This is a genomic window from Pseudoclavibacter terrae (assembly GCF_008831075.1).
Classification (GTDB): domain Bacteria; phylum Actinomycetota; class Actinomycetes; order Actinomycetales; family Microbacteriaceae; genus Pseudoclavibacter; species Pseudoclavibacter terrae.
Window position 1 is genome coordinate 12,309 of the sequence record NZ_WBJX01000006.1, and the last position, 16,542, is coordinate 28,850.

The 16,542-nt window shown below is 69.0% G+C and carries 16 protein-coding genes; 13 read left to right on the forward strand and 3 right to left on the reverse strand.

Annotation, left to right across the window (positions count from 1 at the left end; translation table 11 throughout):
- Window positions 1-108 precede the first annotated feature (108 nt).
- Genes F8O03_RS15430 through dprA form a run of 3 tightly spaced genes read left to right on the forward strand, consistent with a single transcriptional unit; the run spans window position 109 to window position 3,440 of the window.
- Window positions 109-468: a YraN family protein gene (locus F8O03_RS15430; protein ID WP_104253196.1), complete on the forward strand. Its 360-nt coding sequence runs from the start codon at window positions 109-111 to the stop codon at window positions 466-468.
- A complete protein-coding gene (locus tag F8O03_RS15435) occupies window positions 465-2,108 on the forward strand; it encodes a YifB family Mg chelatase-like AAA ATPase (protein WP_151424670.1) in 1,644 nt (547 codons plus the stop codon). Before F8O03_RS15430 ends, F8O03_RS15435 begins: the two co-directional genes overlap by 4 nt.
- 6 nt (window positions 2,109-2,114) lie before the next feature.
- Window positions 2,115-3,440 carry a DNA-processing protein DprA gene (dprA, locus tag F8O03_RS15440; RefSeq protein ID WP_244296324.1) on the forward strand — a complete coding sequence of 442 codons (1,326 nt, stop codon included), beginning with the start codon at window positions 2,115-2,117 and terminating at the stop codon, window positions 3,438-3,440.
- A 37-nt stretch (window positions 3,441-3,477) separates the two neighbouring features.
- On the opposite strand, the gene F8O03_RS15445 is transcribed toward dprA, so the two are convergent.
- On the reverse strand, window positions 3,478-3,948 hold the full coding sequence (locus F8O03_RS15445) for a MarR family winged helix-turn-helix transcriptional regulator (RefSeq protein WP_104253194.1): 471 nt from the start codon (window positions 3,946-3,948) through the stop codon (window positions 3,478-3,480).
- A gap of 65 nt (window positions 3,949-4,013) precedes the next feature.
- Between F8O03_RS15445 and F8O03_RS15450 the strand changes: the two genes are divergently transcribed.
- Both F8O03_RS15450 and F8O03_RS15455 read left to right on the forward strand, forming a co-directional pair.
- Window positions 4,014-6,152: an MMPL family transporter gene (locus F8O03_RS15450; protein WP_151424671.1), complete on the forward strand. Its 2,139-nt coding sequence runs from the start codon at window positions 4,014-4,016 to the stop codon at window positions 6,150-6,152.
- 54 nt (window positions 6,153-6,206) lie between these two features.
- A complete protein-coding gene (locus F8O03_RS15455) occupies window positions 6,207-7,112 on the forward strand; it encodes a tyrosine recombinase XerC (protein ID WP_244296325.1) in 906 nt (301 codons plus the stop codon).
- 299 nt (window positions 7,113-7,411) lie between these two features.
- Here F8O03_RS15455 and F8O03_RS15460 read toward each other — a convergent pair whose 3' ends face one another.
- Together F8O03_RS15460 and F8O03_RS15465 are read right to left on the reverse strand one after the other, a co-directional pair.
- A complete protein-coding gene (locus tag F8O03_RS15460; RefSeq protein WP_151424673.1) occupies window positions 7,412-8,998 on the reverse strand; it encodes a hypothetical protein in 1,587 nt (528 codons plus the stop codon).
- Between the two features lie 54 nt (window positions 8,999-9,052).
- Window positions 9,053-9,595, reverse strand: coding sequence for a murein hydrolase activator EnvC family protein (locus F8O03_RS15465; RefSeq protein WP_151424674.1), 543 nt, complete (start codon window positions 9,593-9,595; stop codon window positions 9,053-9,055).
- Between the two features lie 310 nt (window positions 9,596-9,905).
- Here F8O03_RS15465 and rpsB point away from each other — a divergent pair, with 310 nt between their 5' ends.
- From rpsB to F8O03_RS15505, 8 genes are all read left to right on the forward strand, one after another.
- Window positions 9,906-10,796 carry a 30S ribosomal protein S2 gene (gene rpsB, locus F8O03_RS15470; protein WP_151424675.1) on the forward strand — a complete coding sequence of 297 codons (891 nt, stop codon included), beginning with the start codon at window positions 9,906-9,908 and terminating at the stop codon, window positions 10,794-10,796.
- A 27-nt stretch (window positions 10,797-10,823) separates the two neighbouring features.
- Entirely contained in the window at window positions 10,824-11,654 is an 831-nt protein-coding gene (tsf, locus tag F8O03_RS15475; RefSeq protein ID WP_104311347.1) for a translation elongation factor Ts, read from the forward strand.
- Window positions 11,655-11,804: 150 nt separating this feature from the next.
- On the forward strand, window positions 11,805-12,530 hold the full coding sequence (gene pyrH / locus F8O03_RS15480) for a UMP kinase (RefSeq protein ID WP_104253188.1): 726 nt from the start codon (window positions 11,805-11,807) through the stop codon (window positions 12,528-12,530).
- Between the two features lie 120 nt (window positions 12,531-12,650).
- Window positions 12,651-13,205 carry a ribosome recycling factor gene (frr, locus tag F8O03_RS15485; RefSeq protein WP_104253187.1) on the forward strand — a complete coding sequence of 185 codons (555 nt, stop codon included), beginning with the start codon at window positions 12,651-12,653 and terminating at the stop codon, window positions 13,203-13,205.
- Window positions 13,206-13,235: 30 nt separating this feature from the next.
- A complete protein-coding gene (locus tag F8O03_RS15490) occupies window positions 13,236-14,396 on the forward strand; it encodes a phosphatidate cytidylyltransferase (protein WP_244296326.1) in 1,161 nt (386 codons plus the stop codon).
- Between the two features lie 55 nt (window positions 14,397-14,451).
- Window positions 14,452-15,012, forward strand: a complete 561-nt coding sequence (locus F8O03_RS15495) for a DivIVA domain-containing protein (protein WP_244296327.1) — start codon at window positions 14,452-14,454, stop codon at window positions 15,010-15,012.
- A gap of 94 nt (window positions 15,013-15,106) precedes the next feature.
- Window positions 15,107-15,715, forward strand: a complete 609-nt coding sequence (locus F8O03_RS18540; RefSeq protein WP_151424676.1) for an aggregation-promoting factor C-terminal-like domain-containing protein — start codon at window positions 15,107-15,109, stop codon at window positions 15,713-15,715.
- Window positions 15,716-15,796: 81 nt separating this feature from the next.
- Window positions 15,797-16,444: a transglycosylase family protein gene (locus tag F8O03_RS15505; RefSeq protein ID WP_151424677.1), complete on the forward strand. Its 648-nt coding sequence runs from the start codon at window positions 15,797-15,799 to the stop codon at window positions 16,442-16,444.
- The last annotated feature ends 98 nt before the right edge of the window (window positions 16,445-16,542 follow it).

The following is a 16,542-nucleotide window of genomic DNA, read 5'->3' on the forward strand; positions in this document are numbered from 1 at the left end:
ACTCTGCTGACGTCGCGACTGTGGGCAGGCGGTTGTCCACAGCGTCCCTCCTCGTCGTCGGACGGTGGCTCGTGGCGGGCCAGACTCCCGGCAAGGGAGGTGGTGCGGATGCGTGCCAAGGATCAGCTGGGGCGGCTCGGAGAGAATCTCGCGACTGCGTACCTCGAGGAGCACGGCCACGATGTGGTGGAGCGGAACTGGCGCTGTCGAGAGGGCGAGATCGACGTCGTCTCGCGGCAGGGCGGCTACATCGTGTTCACGGAGGTGAAGGCGAGGCGTTCGACCGCGGCAGGGCATCCGCTCGAGGCGATCACACCCGTGAAGCTCGCGCGCATGCGGCGACTCGCGGGCCTCTGGATGCTCGCGCATCCCGAGGAGCGCGGTGCGATGCGTCTCGATGTGATCGCGGTGGTCGCACCGCACGACCGAGCGCCCAACCTGGAGCACGTTGCTGGGGTCGGCGCATGACGCAGGGCACGGTCGGCCATTCGGTGGCCATCGCGCTCGAGGGGCTCGGGGGTGAGCTCGTCGAGGTCGAGACGCAGATCAGTCCCGGGCTGCCGTTCTTCAAGCTCGTCGGGCTTCCCGACACCTCGCTCGGGGAAGCGCGCGAGCGAGTCCGGGCGGCCCTGCAGAGCTCTGGATGCCCGCTGCCGGCCAGCCGAGTCATCACGAACATGTACCCGGCGTCGCTGCGCAAGCACGGCGCCGGGTTCGACCTCGCGATCGCCGTCTCGTTCCTGGCCGCGGCCGGCATCATCTCCGCCGAGTCGCCGACCAGGGCCGTGCACATCGGGGAGCTCTCGCTGACCGGGCAGGTGAGAGCGGTCGTCGGAGTGCTGCCGGCCGTCGCCGCCGCCCGCGCCGCGGGGTTCGACACCGTCGTCGTGCCGGCGGACTCGAAAGCCGAGGCGGAGCTCGTCGAGGACATCCGCGTGGTCGCCGTCGCCTCGCTCCGGGCCGTAGCGCTGCACTACGGCGCGGACGCCGACGACCTCACGGAGGAGCTGGAGTATCCCTCCAGCCCCGCAGCCAGGTCCACCGCACGGGAAGAGCAGCCAGGCGACAGCGCCCGCCCGCACCAGCACCTGCAGCAGCACGAGCAGGACACGGCGCTGGACCTCTCCGACGTCGTCGGCAACGAAGCGGCCGTGCGCACCCTCGTCATCGCCGCAGCCGGCGGCCACCACCTGCTGATGCTCGGGCCACCAGGCGCAGGCAAGACCATGCTGGCGGAGCGGCTGCCCGGCATCCTCCCCGACCTCGAGCCGGAGGCGGCCGTCACGCTTGCCGCGGTTCGCTCGCTCCGCGGCATCCCGCTGGCCGCACGCCTCGACCGCCGTCCGCCCTTCGAAGCACCGCACCACACGGCATCGACAGTGGCGCTGCTCGGAGGCGGAAGCGGCATGATCCGCCCCGGTGCCATCTCCCTCGCGACGGGCGGAGTCCTCTTCCTCGACGAGGCCCCGGAGTTCTCGCGCCACACGCTCGATTCGATGCGGCAGCCACTCGAGAACGGCGTCATCGAGATCCACCGTGCGCAGGGGAGAGCCGCCTACCCGGCCGAGATGCAGCTCGTGCTGGCCGCGAACCCCTGCCCCTGCGGCAACCACGGCGACCCAGACGCGGACTGCCGCTGCGACGCATCCGCACCACGCCGCTACCTCGCCCGCCTCTCAGGTCCGCTGCTCGACCGGATCGACCTCCAGCTGCGCGTCGAGCGGGTCTCCGCCGCCCGCGCCCGACTCGTCGACCACGAGGCGCAGCTCGAAGAACCTGGCAGCTCTGGCGCACGATCGACCACCAGCACCGCCGATGCGCGGGAGATGGTCAGCCTGGCCAGGCAGCGTGCACGCCAACGCCTGGCCGCCACGCCCTGGAGCCTCAACGCCCGAGTCATCTCACGATGGCTCCGCACGCCCGCCAACCGCCCAACGCGAGAGGCGTACGCGCCGCTCGCGGTTGCGCTCGAGCGCGGGCAGGTCACCATGCGCGGGCACGACCGTGTGCTCCGGGTCGCCTGGACGATCGCGGACCTCGCCGGGGTGCGTCGCCCCGAACTCCAGCACGTCCAGGAGGCACTCTCCTACCGAATCAGATTGGGGTAGCTCGCCGTGCACACACCGTTCGAACCCGGCACCCACCAGTCCTCCGCAGCTGCGGAAGCGACCCGTCACGGTCGGCCCGACGTCGACCAGATGCGCGTGGCGCTCTCGGGGGTGAGCAAGCCTGGCACCGACGCGACGGGGGACGACGAGGTTCGAGCCCGCATCGCGCAACTCGCCTGGTCGTGCACCGTCGAACCAGGCGATGCCACTGCGGGGCTCCTCCTCGGAGCGCTCGGGCCAGTCGCGGCTCTCGACGCTGTCACCTCGGGTGCGCTGCTGCAGCGGGCCAGGGAGCGCGGATCCGGGGCGGGGATCCCACTCGCCGACCTCGCCTCCGCCCTCGAGCGATGGCGAGATCGCCTCGATATCGACCGGACCTTGGCCATCTTGCGAAACTCAGCGAAGCTCGGGGTGCTGGCCGTGCTTCCGGGCGACCCGGAGTGGCCGACGCAGCTCGACGACCTCGGACCGCATGCCCCGTGCGCGCTCTGGGTGCGCGGCTCCGTCGACACCCTTCGGGGGCTCGCCCCCTCAGTGGCGCTCGTCGGAGCCCGAGCCTCGACCACGTACGGCGAAGACGTCACCGTGCGGTTGGCGAGCGGGCTCGCGAACCGCGGCTACGCGCTCGTCTCCGGCGGGGCGTACGGCATCGACGCAGTCGCCCACCGCGTCGCGCTCGCGGAAGACGCCGCGACGGTCGCGGTGCTGGCGGGCGGCCCGGATCGGCTCTACCCGCAGGGCAACCGTGCGCTGCTCGAGCGCATCATCGCGCAGGGTGCGCTGGTCTCGGAGCTGCCGGTCGGCCAGGCGCCCACCCGGTGGAGGTTCCTCCAGCGCAACCGGATCATCAGCGCCCTCGCCTCCGCCACGGTCGTGGTCGAGGCGGGCCGTCGCTCCGGTGCCGCCAACACGGCCGCCCACACGCTCACACTCGGACGACCACTCGGTGCCGTGCCTGGCCCCGTCACGAGCGCGGCATCCGTGGGCTGTCATCGTCTGCTCAGGGAGACGGACGCGACGCTCATCACCTCCGTCGACGACATCGTCGAGATGCTCGGACAGGGCCAGACGGCTGAGCTGGCGCTGCCGGACGGCGCTTCGTGGCCGGGGGAGCGCGGCCCAGTCGGGGACGTCAGCGAGCGGCTCTCCTCCAACGCCGTTCGCGCGAAGGACGCCCTGCGAGTCGGGAGACCGCAGCGCATCGACGCCGTCGGCTCCTCGGCCGGGCTCACGACAGCCGAGACCGCCGCGGGTCTCGCCGAGCTCGAGACGCATCAGCTCGCTCGCGAGACGGCCGCCGGATGGGTGAAAGCGCCGAACACGAGACGATGACGACGAGTCGGATGCCCTCGCCCCCGGGCAGTCGTGGTCAGCGCGGCGGCTGCAGGTGCTCGCGGTAGCTCGACACGACGCCCTGCAGGTAGCGGACGATGACCTCGCGCTCGCCTTCATCGAACTCCTGGGCAACCGAGTCGATGTCCATGATCATCGGCGCGAGCAGGCCGCGAGCCTTCGCGGTCGACCCCTCGTCGGGCACGACGAGCACACCGCGACGGTCGCTTGGGTTCGGCTCCCGGCGCACATGGCCCGCCTTCACGAGCCGATCGACCACGACCGTCACCGCAGCAGTCGTGATGCCCAGCCGCCGCGCTATGTCGGACGGCGTGAGATGACCCGACGAGATGAGGTGCTGCATGGCGACCAGATCGGTGTGATTCACATCGAGTTCCTTCGCGACGACCACCTCGTACTCGTCCGAGATCGTGAGGATCTCGCGTAGCAGCGCCGTCGACTCATGGACGCGCGGAAACGCGCGACCCCGCTCATCCCCGGATTGCATGACATCCATCCTAGCGCTAAGTTAGCTAAGCAAATTGATTACTAGTGGATTTAGGCGGTTCGACCATGGGCGGGATCATTCGATTCATCACCGGCAAGGCGACTGGTGCGATCGTCATCGCCGTCTTCGTCGCCCTCAGCGGTCTCGCTTTCTTCTGGGGCTCAGGTGAGAGCGGAGACGTGGCACCGGCGGGCGACCTGCCCGCATCCGCAGAGTCGGCGAAGGTCGAGGAGGCGCTCGCATCCTTCGAGACCGAGGACAGCTCGGCCGCGCTCTTCGTGTTCCACCGCGAGGGCGAGGCGCTCACACCCGACGACCTCGCCGCCGTCGCCGCGGCGAGCCCCGGCATCGCCGAAGCGGCCGGAGTCGAGGCCCTGCCGCCAGCTTTCCCGGCCGAAGACGGCGAGGCCATGATCCTCACGGTGCCCCTCGACGCGACGAGCGACGTGGAAGCGCAGTCCGCGCGAGCAGAAGCGCTCCGCGCCGCAGCGGCAGACGGACTCCCAGAGGGCCTGATCCCGGTCATGACCGGGCCAGAGGGCTTCGCCGTCGACATCGCAGCCGTCTTCGAGGGCGCCAACTTCACGCTGCTCACGGTCACCGTGCTCGTCGTGGCGTTCCTCCTCATCGTCACCTATCGCAGCCCGGTGCTCTGGCTCATCCCGCTCTCCGTCGTGGGTCTCGCCGACGGCGTAGCGGGGATCGTCTCGACCCGCATCGTTGGCGCCTTCGACCTGACGATGGATGCGTCGATCACGGGCATCCTGTCGGTGCTCGTCTTCGGCGCGGGCACGAACTACGCCCTCCTTCTCATCGCCAGGTACCGCGACGAGCTTCGCGTCTCGGAAGATCGGCGCGAGGCCATGGCAACGGCGCTCCGCGGAGCCGGTCCCGCCATCATCGCCAGCGGTGGCACTGTCGCGCTGAGCCTGGCGACGCTCCTCTTCGCCTCGCTCGGCGGCAACGTCGTACTGGGACTGGCCTGCGCCATCGGCGTGGTCGTCGCGATGGCCTTCGCGCTTGCGCTCCTGCCTGCGACGCTCGTCCTGTTCCCCCGTGGGATCTTCTGGCCGGTGGTGCCTCGAGTCGGCGACGACACGCACGGGAAGGGCTTCTGGTTCAAGCTCGGCACGGGCGTCTCGAAGCGGCCTGCCATCGTGGCTGGAGCGGGCATCGTCGTGCTCATCGCGCTCGCGGCCATCGCGCCGAGCATCAAGGTCGGCCTCGCGCAGACGGAGCGCTTCACGTCGACTCCGGAGGCGGTTGTCGGCCAGGAGCTGCTCAACGACCACTTCCCCGACCTGGCTGGCGCCCCCGCGATCGTCGTCTCGCAGGCTGACCAGGCCGACTCGGTGGCACAGCGGGCTTCGGAGATCGAGGGCGTCGCGTCGGCCACGGTGGGGGATTCCGACGGAACTCTGACGCGCATCGACGTCGGCCTCTCGTCTCCTGCGGAGACCGAGGAAGCGCTCGCCACGGTGGAACGGCTGCGTGCCGAGCTGTCGCAGATCGACGGGGCGGGGGCCATCGTGGGAGGGCTCGACGCGCAGGCGCTCGACGAGCAGGCCGCGCAGGACCGCGACCAGCTCCTGCTGTTCCCGTTGATCCTCGCCGTCGTCTTCGTCGTGCTCCTGCTGCTGCTGCGCTCTCTCGTGGCGCCGATTCTGCTCCTGCTCACCGTCGTCGGCTCGTTCTTCGCATCAGTGGGGGCGAGCTGGCTGCTGTTCACCAACGTCTTCGGCTTCCCGGCCCTCGACACGTCCGTGCTGCTGTTCAGCTTCCTGTTCCTCGTGGCCCTCGGTGTCGACTACAACATCTTCCTCGTGACGAGGGCACGCGAGGAGGCGGTGAAGCACGGAACGAGGAACGGCATGATCCGGTCGCTCTCGGCGACGGGCGGGGTGATCACGAGCGCCGGGATCCTGCTGGCCGCGGTCTTCGCCGCGTTGGGCGTGCTGCCGCTGATCACGCTCACCCAGATCGGCATCATCGTCTGCGTCGGCGTGCTGCTCGACACGCTGCTGGTGCGCACGGTGATCGTGCCAGCGCTCGCGTTCCTGACGGGTGACCGCTTCTGGTGGCCGAGCAGGGCTGTTCTCGGCGACCGGCGGCCGGCGCACGCGAAGCCGTCGCACGCCGCCGATCCGCGGGACGGGTCGAAGCCCGCGAAGCCTTCGTCCTCCGAGGCGGCGCACGCGAAGTAGGCATCTGCTCGAGTCGCCGCCCGGTCACCCGGGCGGCGACCTACGATGGTCGGCATGCGGGAGCTCTCGGTTGCGGTCGACACGTACCTGCGCTCGCTGCGTGCCGAGCGCGGACTCTCGCCGCGCACGGCCAAGGCGTATGCCAGCGATCTGAGCCTGCTGCTCGACTTCTGCGAGCGGGAGGGCGTCGACGCCCTCGACGCCCTCGACCTCGAGGTCTTCCGGGACCTGCTGTGGCAGCAGACGCAGGCGGGGAAGGCCGCGTCGAGCATCGCTCGCATGGCGGCCTCGTTCCGGGGGTTCACGTCGTGGCTCGAGGAGACGGGACGCGCTGCGGACTCTGCTCGTCGCCTGAAGAGCCCGAAGGCTGGCTCGACGCTGCCCCGGGTGGTGTCGGCCGAGGGGATGCGTGGCATCCTCGATGCGCTCGCGGATCGCGCGTCGAGCGGTGACCCCGTTGAGGTGCGGGACCTCGCGATCATCGAGCTGCTCTACGCGTCCGGTATCCGCGTCTCGGAGTGCTGTTCGCTGGACGTCGGCGCCGTCGATCTCGGCCGGCGCGTCGTCAGGGTCGTCGGCAAGGGCGACAAGGAGCGTGTTGTCCCGTTCGGCGCTCACGCCGCGGAGGCGATCGATGGGTGGCTCTCGTCTGGTCGACCGTTGCTGGAGCAGCCTCGGTCTGGTGGGGCCCTGTTCTTGGGCGTGCGAGGTGGGCGGGTGGATGCCCGCACGGTGTACGCCCTTTCCCGGGACGTGCTCGGTGTCGCGCCGGGTGGGGGTCCGTCTGGGCCGCACACGTTCCGACACACGGCGGCGACGCATCTGCTTGACGGGGGAGCCGACCTGCGGGCTGTGCAGGAGATCCTCGGTCACTCGGATCTCGGGACGACGCAGATCTACACGCACGTCTCGGCGGATCGGCTGAAGGCCTCGTACGTGCAGGCGCACCCGAGAGCCTGAACGGCCGCACGGGCGGGGCGCGTGCCCCGATGGTGATGCCGTTCGCGTCCGCGTCCGCGTCCGTCGGGGGCTGGGGCTGGGGCTGCCGTCCGCGGGTCCTGGTGAGTGAGTGGGCGGGGCTGGGGCGTGCGCGTCGCCGCGACGGGTGGGTCTGTCCGTCGCGGCGCGCATGCGCGGGTGTGCTTCTCATCCTGGGTATGGCGGCTCCTTTCTCGGGTTGGGCCCGCGGTCTGCGCTCTTGGCGGGAGCGGGGCGGTGATCGCTCGAGCGCATCCGGTCGCTCGTGCTCGTGAGGGGTGTCAGGCTTGGTGTCGCCGGCTCAAGAATCCCCAGGCCAGTGCGAGCGCGCCGACGACGAGCGCGCCACCGCCGAGGAGGAGCGGCCAGCTCACGGCGCTTGCCCCGGTCTGGGCGAGAGTCTCCGGCTGGGCGCTCGTCGGCGTTGTCGGTGCTGCGGCCGCCGTGCCGGCAGGCATCGACGTGGGCGACGCGGACGGGGTGCGCGGTGGTGCCGCGGTTGATGCTGCTGTCGCGCTCGCTGTCGGGCTCTGCGAGGTGCTTGGGCCCGACGTCGGTGCGACGCTGGGTGTGCTCGAAGGTGTGCCCGCTTCTGTGGTGCTCTGGGGTACGGGCTTCGTGGTGGGTGCAGGCGGCTTCGCCGTCGGTGCTGTCGTCGGCGGAGCGGGTGAGGCGGGCGGTGGCGTCGTGATCGGACTGGTGCTGTGCGTCGGCGTGACGCTCGATGCAGCTGTCTGGGTGGGAGTCGGTGTCGGCGTCGTGGTCGGGACCTGCGTCGTCGTCGGTGCTGCCGTCACGGATGGCGTTGGGCTTGGGATGCGCGGGGGAGCCGCGGTGCGCGTCGGCGTCGGTGTCGGCGTCGGCGAGGCTGTCGCTGTCGCTGTCGCTGTGGCTGTGGGGGTCGGCGCTGGTGTCGGCACTCGGGGAACGCGGTCCTGGCCGACGGCGGTGAACTCGCCGGGGACAGTGCCTCCGCTGCTTCCGAGGAGCTGCGCACCCGGGGTGTGAAGCAGCAGGATCTTCGCGGCCCATGGTTCCGTCGGCGAGGTGACCTTCGCCGTAGCGCTGACGGTGACCGGGCCACGCTCGAAGCCGGCCGACGAGACCACGATGGGTGACGCCTCCCCGACGGTGAGCGTCGCGGTGTCGGTTCCCGTGGACGCGAAGGTCGCGCCCGAGAGCACTACCGTGCCGGTGGCGCCTGAGAGATCTGATGACAGCGTGACGGTGCCCTTCTTGGCATCGGCGGCATCGGTGGTGAACTGCAGGCTGCCCGAGTGATTCGCGAGTGTTCGCGCTCCGACCTTCGTCGCCCCCTCGCGGATGGTCGCGAGCGTGCTGCTGACTTCGCCCCTCCGGTCTGCGGGTACTCGTCCGAGGTAGTGCTCGTCGCCGCTCGTCCCGTGACTGGCGTAGCTGTCCGGGGCGGCCAACGACCAGACGAACATCGCGACGGCGCTCGTCACGACGGGGTCAGCCGATTGCCCGTGCGTGGAGATCGCCCAGTTCACCCGCGCGGTGCTGTCGTCGCTCATCTGGAACTGCTGGCCGTCCACCACATCGCCTTTCGTGGTCTCGTCGAGCGGGCGTGGGAGCCACGGCTGCAGGCAGTACACGTTGTGTCCCTCGAAGCTGTAGGCGCCGATCCGCCCTCTCCCACCGTTCTGAGCATCGTCGAAGCCCGGGCCGTAGGCCGCCGCGCTCGCCGACTGCGCCCCCGAGAAGATGAGGAAGGTCGCGGCCATCGCGAGCATGACGATTCCGGCTCCGGCTCGCGACAGGCGGCCCAGGAGGGCGCGCGCCGCTCGATGCCGGTCAGGGGAGATGCCGTCCGCGGTTCGCGAGCGGCGTCGAGGAAAAGGAGACATGTGGTGCCTTTCTGGTGGAGATGGTGTGGTCGCCGGCTGTTCACCGGCAGCTGTTCACCGGGAGAGGGGGAGCAGGACCGCGGCCCTCGGGCGGAGGGCATCGAAGGACGGCCCAGGGTCGAGGTAGACGCCCGCCAGGCGCAGGCCCACGTGCAGCGAGCCGTCCGGCGTATGTCGGTGATCGGGACTGAGCACGCCGACACGTTGCCCGGTCAGGACCGGAGCTCCGGGGGCGAGGTCGGAGACGACCGGCTCGTAGCTCGTCACCGCTCCATCGGGGTGCTGGACCGAGAGCACCGGGCGGTCGACGACGTACCCGGCGAACCTGACGACTCCTGCGGCCGGGGCGAAGACCTCGCTCCCTGGGTCGGCGGCGATGTCGATGCCGCGGTGGCCGGGTCCGTACGGAGTGTCGAGCGCAAACGGGCGCGTGACCTGCGGGGCCGCCTCGACGGGCCACCGCCACCCGCTCGGCTCGGCCGAGACCTGCGGTGCCGTCACCAGATGCGCACTGCCGATGAGCACCGCGATGAACAGCACTCGGAGGGTCTGGACCCTGCGGGTGGTGGCCTGTCGGAGTGGGGATGGTCGGTGCATGCAGTCATGGTGCTGGCACGTGGACCACGTCGACGGGTGAGGTCCGCCGCCTGTGGACGACGCTTGTCCCCAAGCGCGGGAACACCGAAGTCGAGGGTGCCCCCGCTGTTCCCCGCGACACTCCGCGTGTGTAGACTGTGCCCAGCAGCCCGCTCAGCGGGCTGACTTCGCGTGCCCATCGAGGTGTGCATCCATCGGTCTCCCGCGCTGCGGTGCGAGAGCGGATGCGCGCCGGGCACCAGGCTGTGCGGCCGCCGGTCGCAGAGAACAACCGCGCGCAGCAATGCGCATTCCACAAGGGAGAACGACCATGGCAGTCGTCACCATTCGCCAGCTGCTCGACAGCGGCGTCCACTTCGGGCACCAGACCCGTCGCTGGAACCCGAAGATGAAGCGCTTCATCTTCACCGAGCGCAGCGGCATCTACATCATCGACCTCCAGCAGTCGCTGGGCTACATCGATGCTGCATTCGACTTCGTCAAGGAGACGGTCGCCCACGGCGGCACCATCCTCTTCGTCGGCACGAAGAAGCAGGCACAGGAGTCGATCTCCGAGCAGGCGACGCGCGTGGGCCAGCCCTACGTGAACCAGCGCTGGCTCGGTGGCCTCCTCACCAACTTCGGCACCGTCCAGAAGCGCCTCAACCGTCTCAAGGAGCTCGACCTCGTCGACTTCGACGACACGACGCGCGGCTTCACCAAGAAGGAACTCCTCATCCAGCGTCGCGAGCGTGACAAGCTCGAGAAGTCGCTCGGTGGTATCCGCAACCTCTCGAAGACGCCCTCGGCGCTCTGGGTTGTCGACACCAAGAAGGAGCACCTCGCGATCGACGAGGCCAAGAAGCTCGGCATCCCGGTCATCGCGATCCTCGACACGAACTGCGACCCGGACGACGTCAACTACCCGATCCCGGGCAACGACGACGCCATCCGCTCCGTTGCACTGCTCACGCGTATCATCGCCGACGCCGCGGCTGAGGGCCTGATCCAGCGCCACCAGAAGCCGACCGAGGGCCAGGCCGAGGTCGAGCCGCTCGCCGAGTGGGAGAGCGACCTGCTGCAGGGCGACGCTCCTGCCGCTGAAGCGGTCGTCGAGGCACCTGCCGAGGCCGCTGAGACCGAAGCAGCAGCTGAGCCCGCTGAGGCGACCGAGTCCGCTGAAGCGGTCGAGGCTGTCGAAGCCGTCGAAGAGTCCAAGTAACTTCAAGCACTAGGGAGAACCCCACACATGGCTAACTTCACCCTCGCTGATGTCAAGGAGCTGCGCGAGCAGCTCGGTACTGGCATGGTCGACACGAAGAAGGCGCTCGAAGAGGCCGACGGCGACAAGGAAAAGGCCGTCGAGATCCTCCGCCTCAAGGGTGCGAAGGGCAACGCGAAGCGCGCTGACCGCTCCACCAGTGAGGGCCTCGTCGCCGCGAAGGACAACGGAAACGGCACCGCGACGCTCATCGAGCTCGCAACCGAGACCGACTTCGTGGCGAAGGGCGACAAGTTCATCGCCCTCTCCGAGAAGGTGCTCGATGCTGTGGCCGCCGCTGGCGCGTCGACCCTCGAGGAGGCGCTCGCCGCCCCCGTCGATGGCACGACCGTCAAGGAGACCATCGACGGCGTCGCTGCGATCCTGGGCGAGAAGATGGAGCTCCGCAAGGTGGCTCTCCTCAAGGGAGCCAACTTCGAGATCTACCTGCACCGCACCTCGCAGGACCTGCCACCGCAGGTCGGCGTCGTCGTGGCGTACGAGGGCGACGACGCGGCTACGGCTCGCGGCATCGCCCAGCACATCGCGATGTTCGACCCCCAGTACCTCACTCGTGAGGACGTCCCTGCCGAGGCAATCGACAAGGAGCGGGTCATCGTCGAGGAGATCTCGCGGAGCGAGGGCAAGCCTGAGGCCGCCCTGCCGAAGATCATCGAAGGACGCCTGACCGGCTTCTTCAAGCAGATCGTGCTCCTCGAGCAGGACTACGCTCGCGACAACAAGCAGACCGTGAAGAAGATCGCTGACGCCGCAAACGTCAACGTCGTCGACTTCGGTCGCATTCGCGTCGGCGCGTAACGCCAGACGTTCACGAATTCGGGGCCGGATGCAACTGCATCCGGCCCCGTTTCGCGTCTCCGGCCAGCAGGGCGGGAGCCCGCCTGAGACGTGCGCCCGTTCGGCACAAGGTAGGCTCGTGGACGATCAGCGACCCCACAAGGAGCACACATGTCACCACAGGCCCCGCGCAGACGCGTTCTCCTCAAACTCTCTGGCGAAGCGTTCGGTGCAGGCAAGATGGGTGTCGATCCGGAGGTGCTCACGAGCATCTCCAAGGAGATCGCCGCTGCTGCACGCGACGTGGAAGTCGCCATCGTCGTCGGAGGCGGGAACTTCTTCCGCGGCGCGCAGCTCGCCAACGCCGGCATGGACCGCGCACGAGCTGACTACATGGGCATGCTCGGCACCGTCATGAACGCCCTCGCGCTGCAGGACTTCATCGAGCAGGCAGGAACCCCCGCCCGCGTCCAGTCGGCGATCGAGATGCGCCAGGTCGCAGAGCCGTACATCCCGCTGCGCTCGAAGCGCCACATGGAGAAGGGGCGCGTCGTCATCTTCGGCGCGGGTGCAGGCCTCCCGTACTTCTCGACCGACACGGTCGCCGCTCAGCGCGCCCTGGAGGTCGGAGCTGACGTGGTGCTCGTTGCGAAGAACGGCGTCGACGGTGTCTACACCGCGGACCCCCGACGTGACGAGACCGCGGAGCTGCTCCACTCGGTCACCTACCAGGATGCGCTCCAGCGTGGCCTCAAGGTCGTCGACTCCACGGCCTTCAGCCTCTGCATGGACAACGGCATGGACATGCGCGTGTTCGGCATGAGCCCCGAGGGCAACATCGCCCGCGCGATCCTGGGCGAGGACATCGGAACGCTCGTCACGTCGAGCCTGGACTAGCCGCCGCGCCAGACACCGCCACCCCGCGACAATTTCGTCAGCACGCCGCGCCCTCGCGCGTAGCGTGCGCATCCCACCACCTCGGTAGGATGATGCAGAACGCCCTGGAAAGGACACCCCGTGATCAACGACGTGCTCACTGAGACCAAAGACAAGATGGCGAAGGCTGTCGACCACGCGAAGGAAGACTTCTCCACGGTGCGGACCGGGCGTGCGAACCCGCAGCTCTTCACGAAGATCCCCGTCGACTACTACGGCACGGCCACGCCGCTCGAGCAGCTCGCCTCCATCGCGGTGCCTGAGGCGCGCGTGCTGGTCATCACGCCCTACGACAAGTCGGCGCTGAAGGAGATTGAGAAGGCGATCGTCTCCCGCCCGAACCTCGGCGTGACGCCGAGCAACGACGGCAACCTCATCCGCGTCGTCATGCCGGAGCTCACGGCAGACCGTCGCAAGGAGTACGTGAAGCTGGTTCAGACGAAGGCCGAGGAAGCCCGCGTCGCTGTCCGCAACATCCGCCGCAAGGCGAAGACCGACCTCGAAGCGCTCAAGGACGAGGTCGGCGAAGACGACATCACCCGCGGCGAGAAGGAACTCGAGACGTTCACGAAGGCGCACATCGACCGCATCGACGAGGCTTCCAAGCACAAGGAAGCCGAGCTCCTCGAGGTCTAATCGCTCGTGTCGACGACTGGGAGTGACGGGGTGGACCCCGGCGAACGTCCGGACCCGGAGGTCCGGGACTCGGCGACGGAGCCCGAAGCGCCTGAGACGTCAAGCGCCTTCGGCCCGGCTGCCGGTGAGGGCGGCGCGGAGCCCGTCGTCGGGGAACCTGTGGCATCGCGTGAGCTCCCCACCCTCTCGGACGGTGAGCTGGCCCCGCCGCTGGCGCCGCTCCGCTCCCAGTCGCGACTCGGTGACACCGGCGCGAACATCCTCCACGACCTGGAGTCGAGGGCCCAGAACGCGCGGACGCAGGTGCGAGAGCAACGCGACAAGCTGCGCGCGCGCAACGACGCGATCAACGCCCGCAGCGGGCGCAACCTGGCCTTCGCGGTGCTGTTCGGGGTGGTCCTCGGCGCGCTGCTGCTGTCGAGCCTGATCTTCATCAAAGAGCTGTTCATCCCGTTCGCGATCGCCATGGTCGTCTTCGCGACGATCGAGCTGGCGAGCGCGATGCGCGGAGCCGGCCGCGACGTGCCGCGCATCCCGCTCGTCGCCGCGGCGGTCGCCATCATCCCCGCCGCCTACTTCCTCGAGGTCGTCGGTCAATGGATCGCGCTGCTGGTCGGCGTGCTGGTCGTCACCGTGTGGCGGCTCGTCGAAGCCTCCGTCTCCAGGGATCGTCCGCCTCGAAAGGCGGTCTGGGCTGATTTCCTGGCCGCTGCGCTGATCCTCATCTACGTCTCGTACCTGGGCTCGTTCACGGTGCTCCTGACGGCTCAGGAAGACGGCCAATGGTGGGTGCTCGGCTTCCTCATCATCGTCGTCGCGGTCGACGTCGGCGCGTACGTCTTCGGGCTCAACTTCGGCAAGCACAAGCTCGCGCCGAAGATCAGCCCAGGGAAGACCTGGGAAGGGTTCGCGGGTGCGGCGCTGACCTCCGTGGTCGTCGGCATCCTCGTGAGCCTGTTCCTCCTCGACCAGCAGTGGTGGTTCGGCCTGATCATGGGCCCGCTGCTCCTGATCACGGCGACCGCTGGGGACCTCACGGAGTCGATGATCAAGCGCGACCTGAAGATCAAGGACATGAGCTCCTGGCTGCCGGGTCACGGCGGTTTCTTCGATCGCATCGACTCGATCCTCCCCTCGGGGGCCATGGCCTTCGCACTGTATTTCTGGAGCGCCGACTCGACGCTCTGGTAGTGCCCCGCCGGGGAGCCTGCGCCATGTTCGCCCACGATGCGGCAGAATGGTCGGCGTGAGCAGCACTTCATTCCCTCTGGCACCTCGTGGCACTCTCGGCTACGACGCCGAAGAGGTCGACCGTGCATTCCGCGTCGCCCGGCAGCGCTACGACAACTTCGACAACGGCACGCAGGGCAAGCGCCTGTCAACGAGCAGCATCCGCCACACGGCGTTCACGATGCGCAAGGGCGGGTACTCCGCCCCACACGTGGATGCTGCCCTCGAGCGTCTCGAAGACGCCGTCGCCATCCGCGAACGCGATGAGCACATCGAGCGTGTCGGCCGGGAGGTCTTCCTCCGCGAGACCAAGACGACGGCCCGCGCGGTGCTCGCGCGACTGCGCCGCGAGGACGGTGAGCGCTTCGACCGCGTCTCCGTCCTGCAGCGCGGGTACGACGTCAAGGAGGTGGACGAGTTCTCGGGTCGTCTCGCCGACTTCCTGCGTGGCGGTACGGCGATGTCGTTGCGCGAGGTCAGGGGAGTGGCGTTCACGCCGAAGCGCCACGGCTACAAGGAGACGCAGGTCGACCTTCTCATCGACGCCGTCATCGATGTCATGCTGGCGATTCGTTAGGTCCTCCTCGCACCTCCACTTGGCCTGAGCGTTGTCAAATCGTGACCTTCCCGTTACGATTGCCGGGTCCCCTTGACCCGTCGGATGGAGCTCCATGCCGGAACCCACTGCAACGCGCGGTGAGCGTGCGCGTCAGCGCCGTCAGCAGCGCGCGAAGCGCCGCGCCGCGATCTTCGGGTCCGCGGCCCTCGGCGTCGTCGCAGTCGGAGCCATCGCCGTGACGACGCTCACGGGTACCGGAGCCACAGCCTCAGCGGACGCGTCCATCGGCCCGAACCTGCAGGAGATCTCGCAGGAGCAGGCTCAGGCGTACGCGGTCCTGGCTGTCTCAGGCGAGACGTCGCAGGGCACCGCCATCGACGACCGGGGCTTGGGAGTCAGCATCGACGTCGTGCCGACCGATCCAGCGTCGCTCAAGAAGATCACCGAGGAGATGGTCAAGTCCCAGTACGGCTGGGGCCCCGACCAGATGTCCTGCCTCGACAAGCTCTGGATGAAGGAATCCGGCTGGAACTACCTGGCTGAGAACGCCGAATCCGGTGCCTACGGCATCCCCCAGTCCTGGCCAGCCGAGAAGCTCGCCACCATGGGCGCCGACTGGAAGACGAACCCGATCACGCAGATCAAATGGGGCATCGACTACATCGACCGAGCGTGGGGCACCCCCTGCGCAGCCTGGAACCAGCACAACGGCTCCTACTGAGTCCTGGGGCGCTGCTCGGCCTGGCCGCAGCACCGCCGCAGTTGAAGACCGCGCACACGCGAACCACCTGGGAGTACCCGCATGACCACGACAGATATCCGCACCGGCTCCACCCGGGCCTCTCGGCCCGCCGGCCTCGGCCGCCGCATCGGCGCTCGTGTCGTCGTGCCAACCCTGGCCGGGCTCGCGATCGCGGCCCTCGCGGTGACCGCAACGGTGCAGCTGGGCGCTCAGAACGATGGTGAGAGCGGCGTGCTCTCCGTCGCATCCGTCGACGAGCTCACCGTGGCCGGCGCACAGGGATACGCCGTGAGTCTCGTCTCGGCAGTCGATGAGGCGCAGGCCTCCGACGCCCGCACGAGCGACATCGCGAGCATCGTCGTGACCACGCCGACACCGACCCCCACGCCGGAGCCGGAGCCCGCCCCGGCACCCAAGGCGCCGTCGCCGGACACCAGCTCGTCCGGCGGCAGCTCGTACGAAGAGGCGAACGTGTCGTCTGACCCCAGCGTGGATGCGACGCTCGCGCGCATCGCGCAGTGCGAGTCCGGCGGAAACCCGGCCGCCGTGAACCCTGCCGGCTACTACGGCCTCTACCAGTTCTCGATCCCGACCTGGCAGTCCGTTGGCGGGACAGGTCTGCCGTCTGAGGCCTCGGTCGAGGAGCAGACGATGCGCGCGAAGATGCTGCAGGCCAAGGCCGGCTGGGGTCAGTGGAGCTGCTACTAGGCCGCCACTCGGCCTTGCGCGACTCCCGCAGCGTCGCAGCTCGGTCAGCGTGCCCGACCGGCTGACGCCGCTTTCGTTGCCATTCCGTGACCATTCCG

Excerpts from the sequence above, each read along its gene's own strand:
- F8O03_RS15455 (WP_244296325.1), top strand. The coding sequence starts at position 6,207 with ATGCGGGAGCTCTCGGTTGCGGTCGACACGTACCTGCGCTCGCTGCGT.
- tsf (WP_104311347.1), top strand. The coding sequence starts at position 10,824 with ATGGCTAACTTCACCCTCGCTGATGTCAAGGAGCTGCGCGAGCAGCTC.
- F8O03_RS15465 (WP_151424674.1), bottom strand. The coding sequence starts at position 9,595 with ATGCACCGACCATCCCCACTCCGACAGGCCACCACCCGCAGGGTCCAG.
- F8O03_RS18540 (WP_151424676.1), top strand. The coding sequence starts at position 15,107 with ATGCCGGAACCCACTGCAACGCGCGGTGAGCGTGCGCGTCAGCGCCGT.
- F8O03_RS15460 (WP_151424673.1), bottom strand. The coding sequence starts at position 8,998 with ATGTCTCCTTTTCCTCGACGCCGCTCGCGAACCGCGGACGGCATCTCC.
- F8O03_RS15435 (WP_151424670.1), top strand. The coding sequence starts at position 465 with ATGACGCAGGGCACGGTCGGCCATTCGGTGGCCATCGCGCTCGAGGGG.
- rpsB (WP_151424675.1), top strand. The coding sequence starts at position 9,906 with ATGGCAGTCGTCACCATTCGCCAGCTGCTCGACAGCGGCGTCCACTTC.
- F8O03_RS15430 (WP_104253196.1), top strand. The coding sequence starts at position 109 with ATGCGTGCCAAGGATCAGCTGGGGCGGCTCGGAGAGAATCTCGCGACT.
- F8O03_RS15450 (WP_151424671.1), top strand. The coding sequence starts at position 4,014 with ATGGGCGGGATCATTCGATTCATCACCGGCAAGGCGACTGGTGCGATC.
- pyrH (WP_104253188.1), top strand. The coding sequence starts at position 11,805 with ATGTCACCACAGGCCCCGCGCAGACGCGTTCTCCTCAAACTCTCTGGC.
- F8O03_RS15445 (WP_104253194.1), bottom strand. The coding sequence starts at position 3,948 with ATGCAATCCGGGGATGAGCGGGGTCGCGCGTTTCCGCGCGTCCATGAG.
- F8O03_RS15505 (WP_151424677.1), top strand. The coding sequence starts at position 15,797 with ATGACCACGACAGATATCCGCACCGGCTCCACCCGGGCCTCTCGGCCC.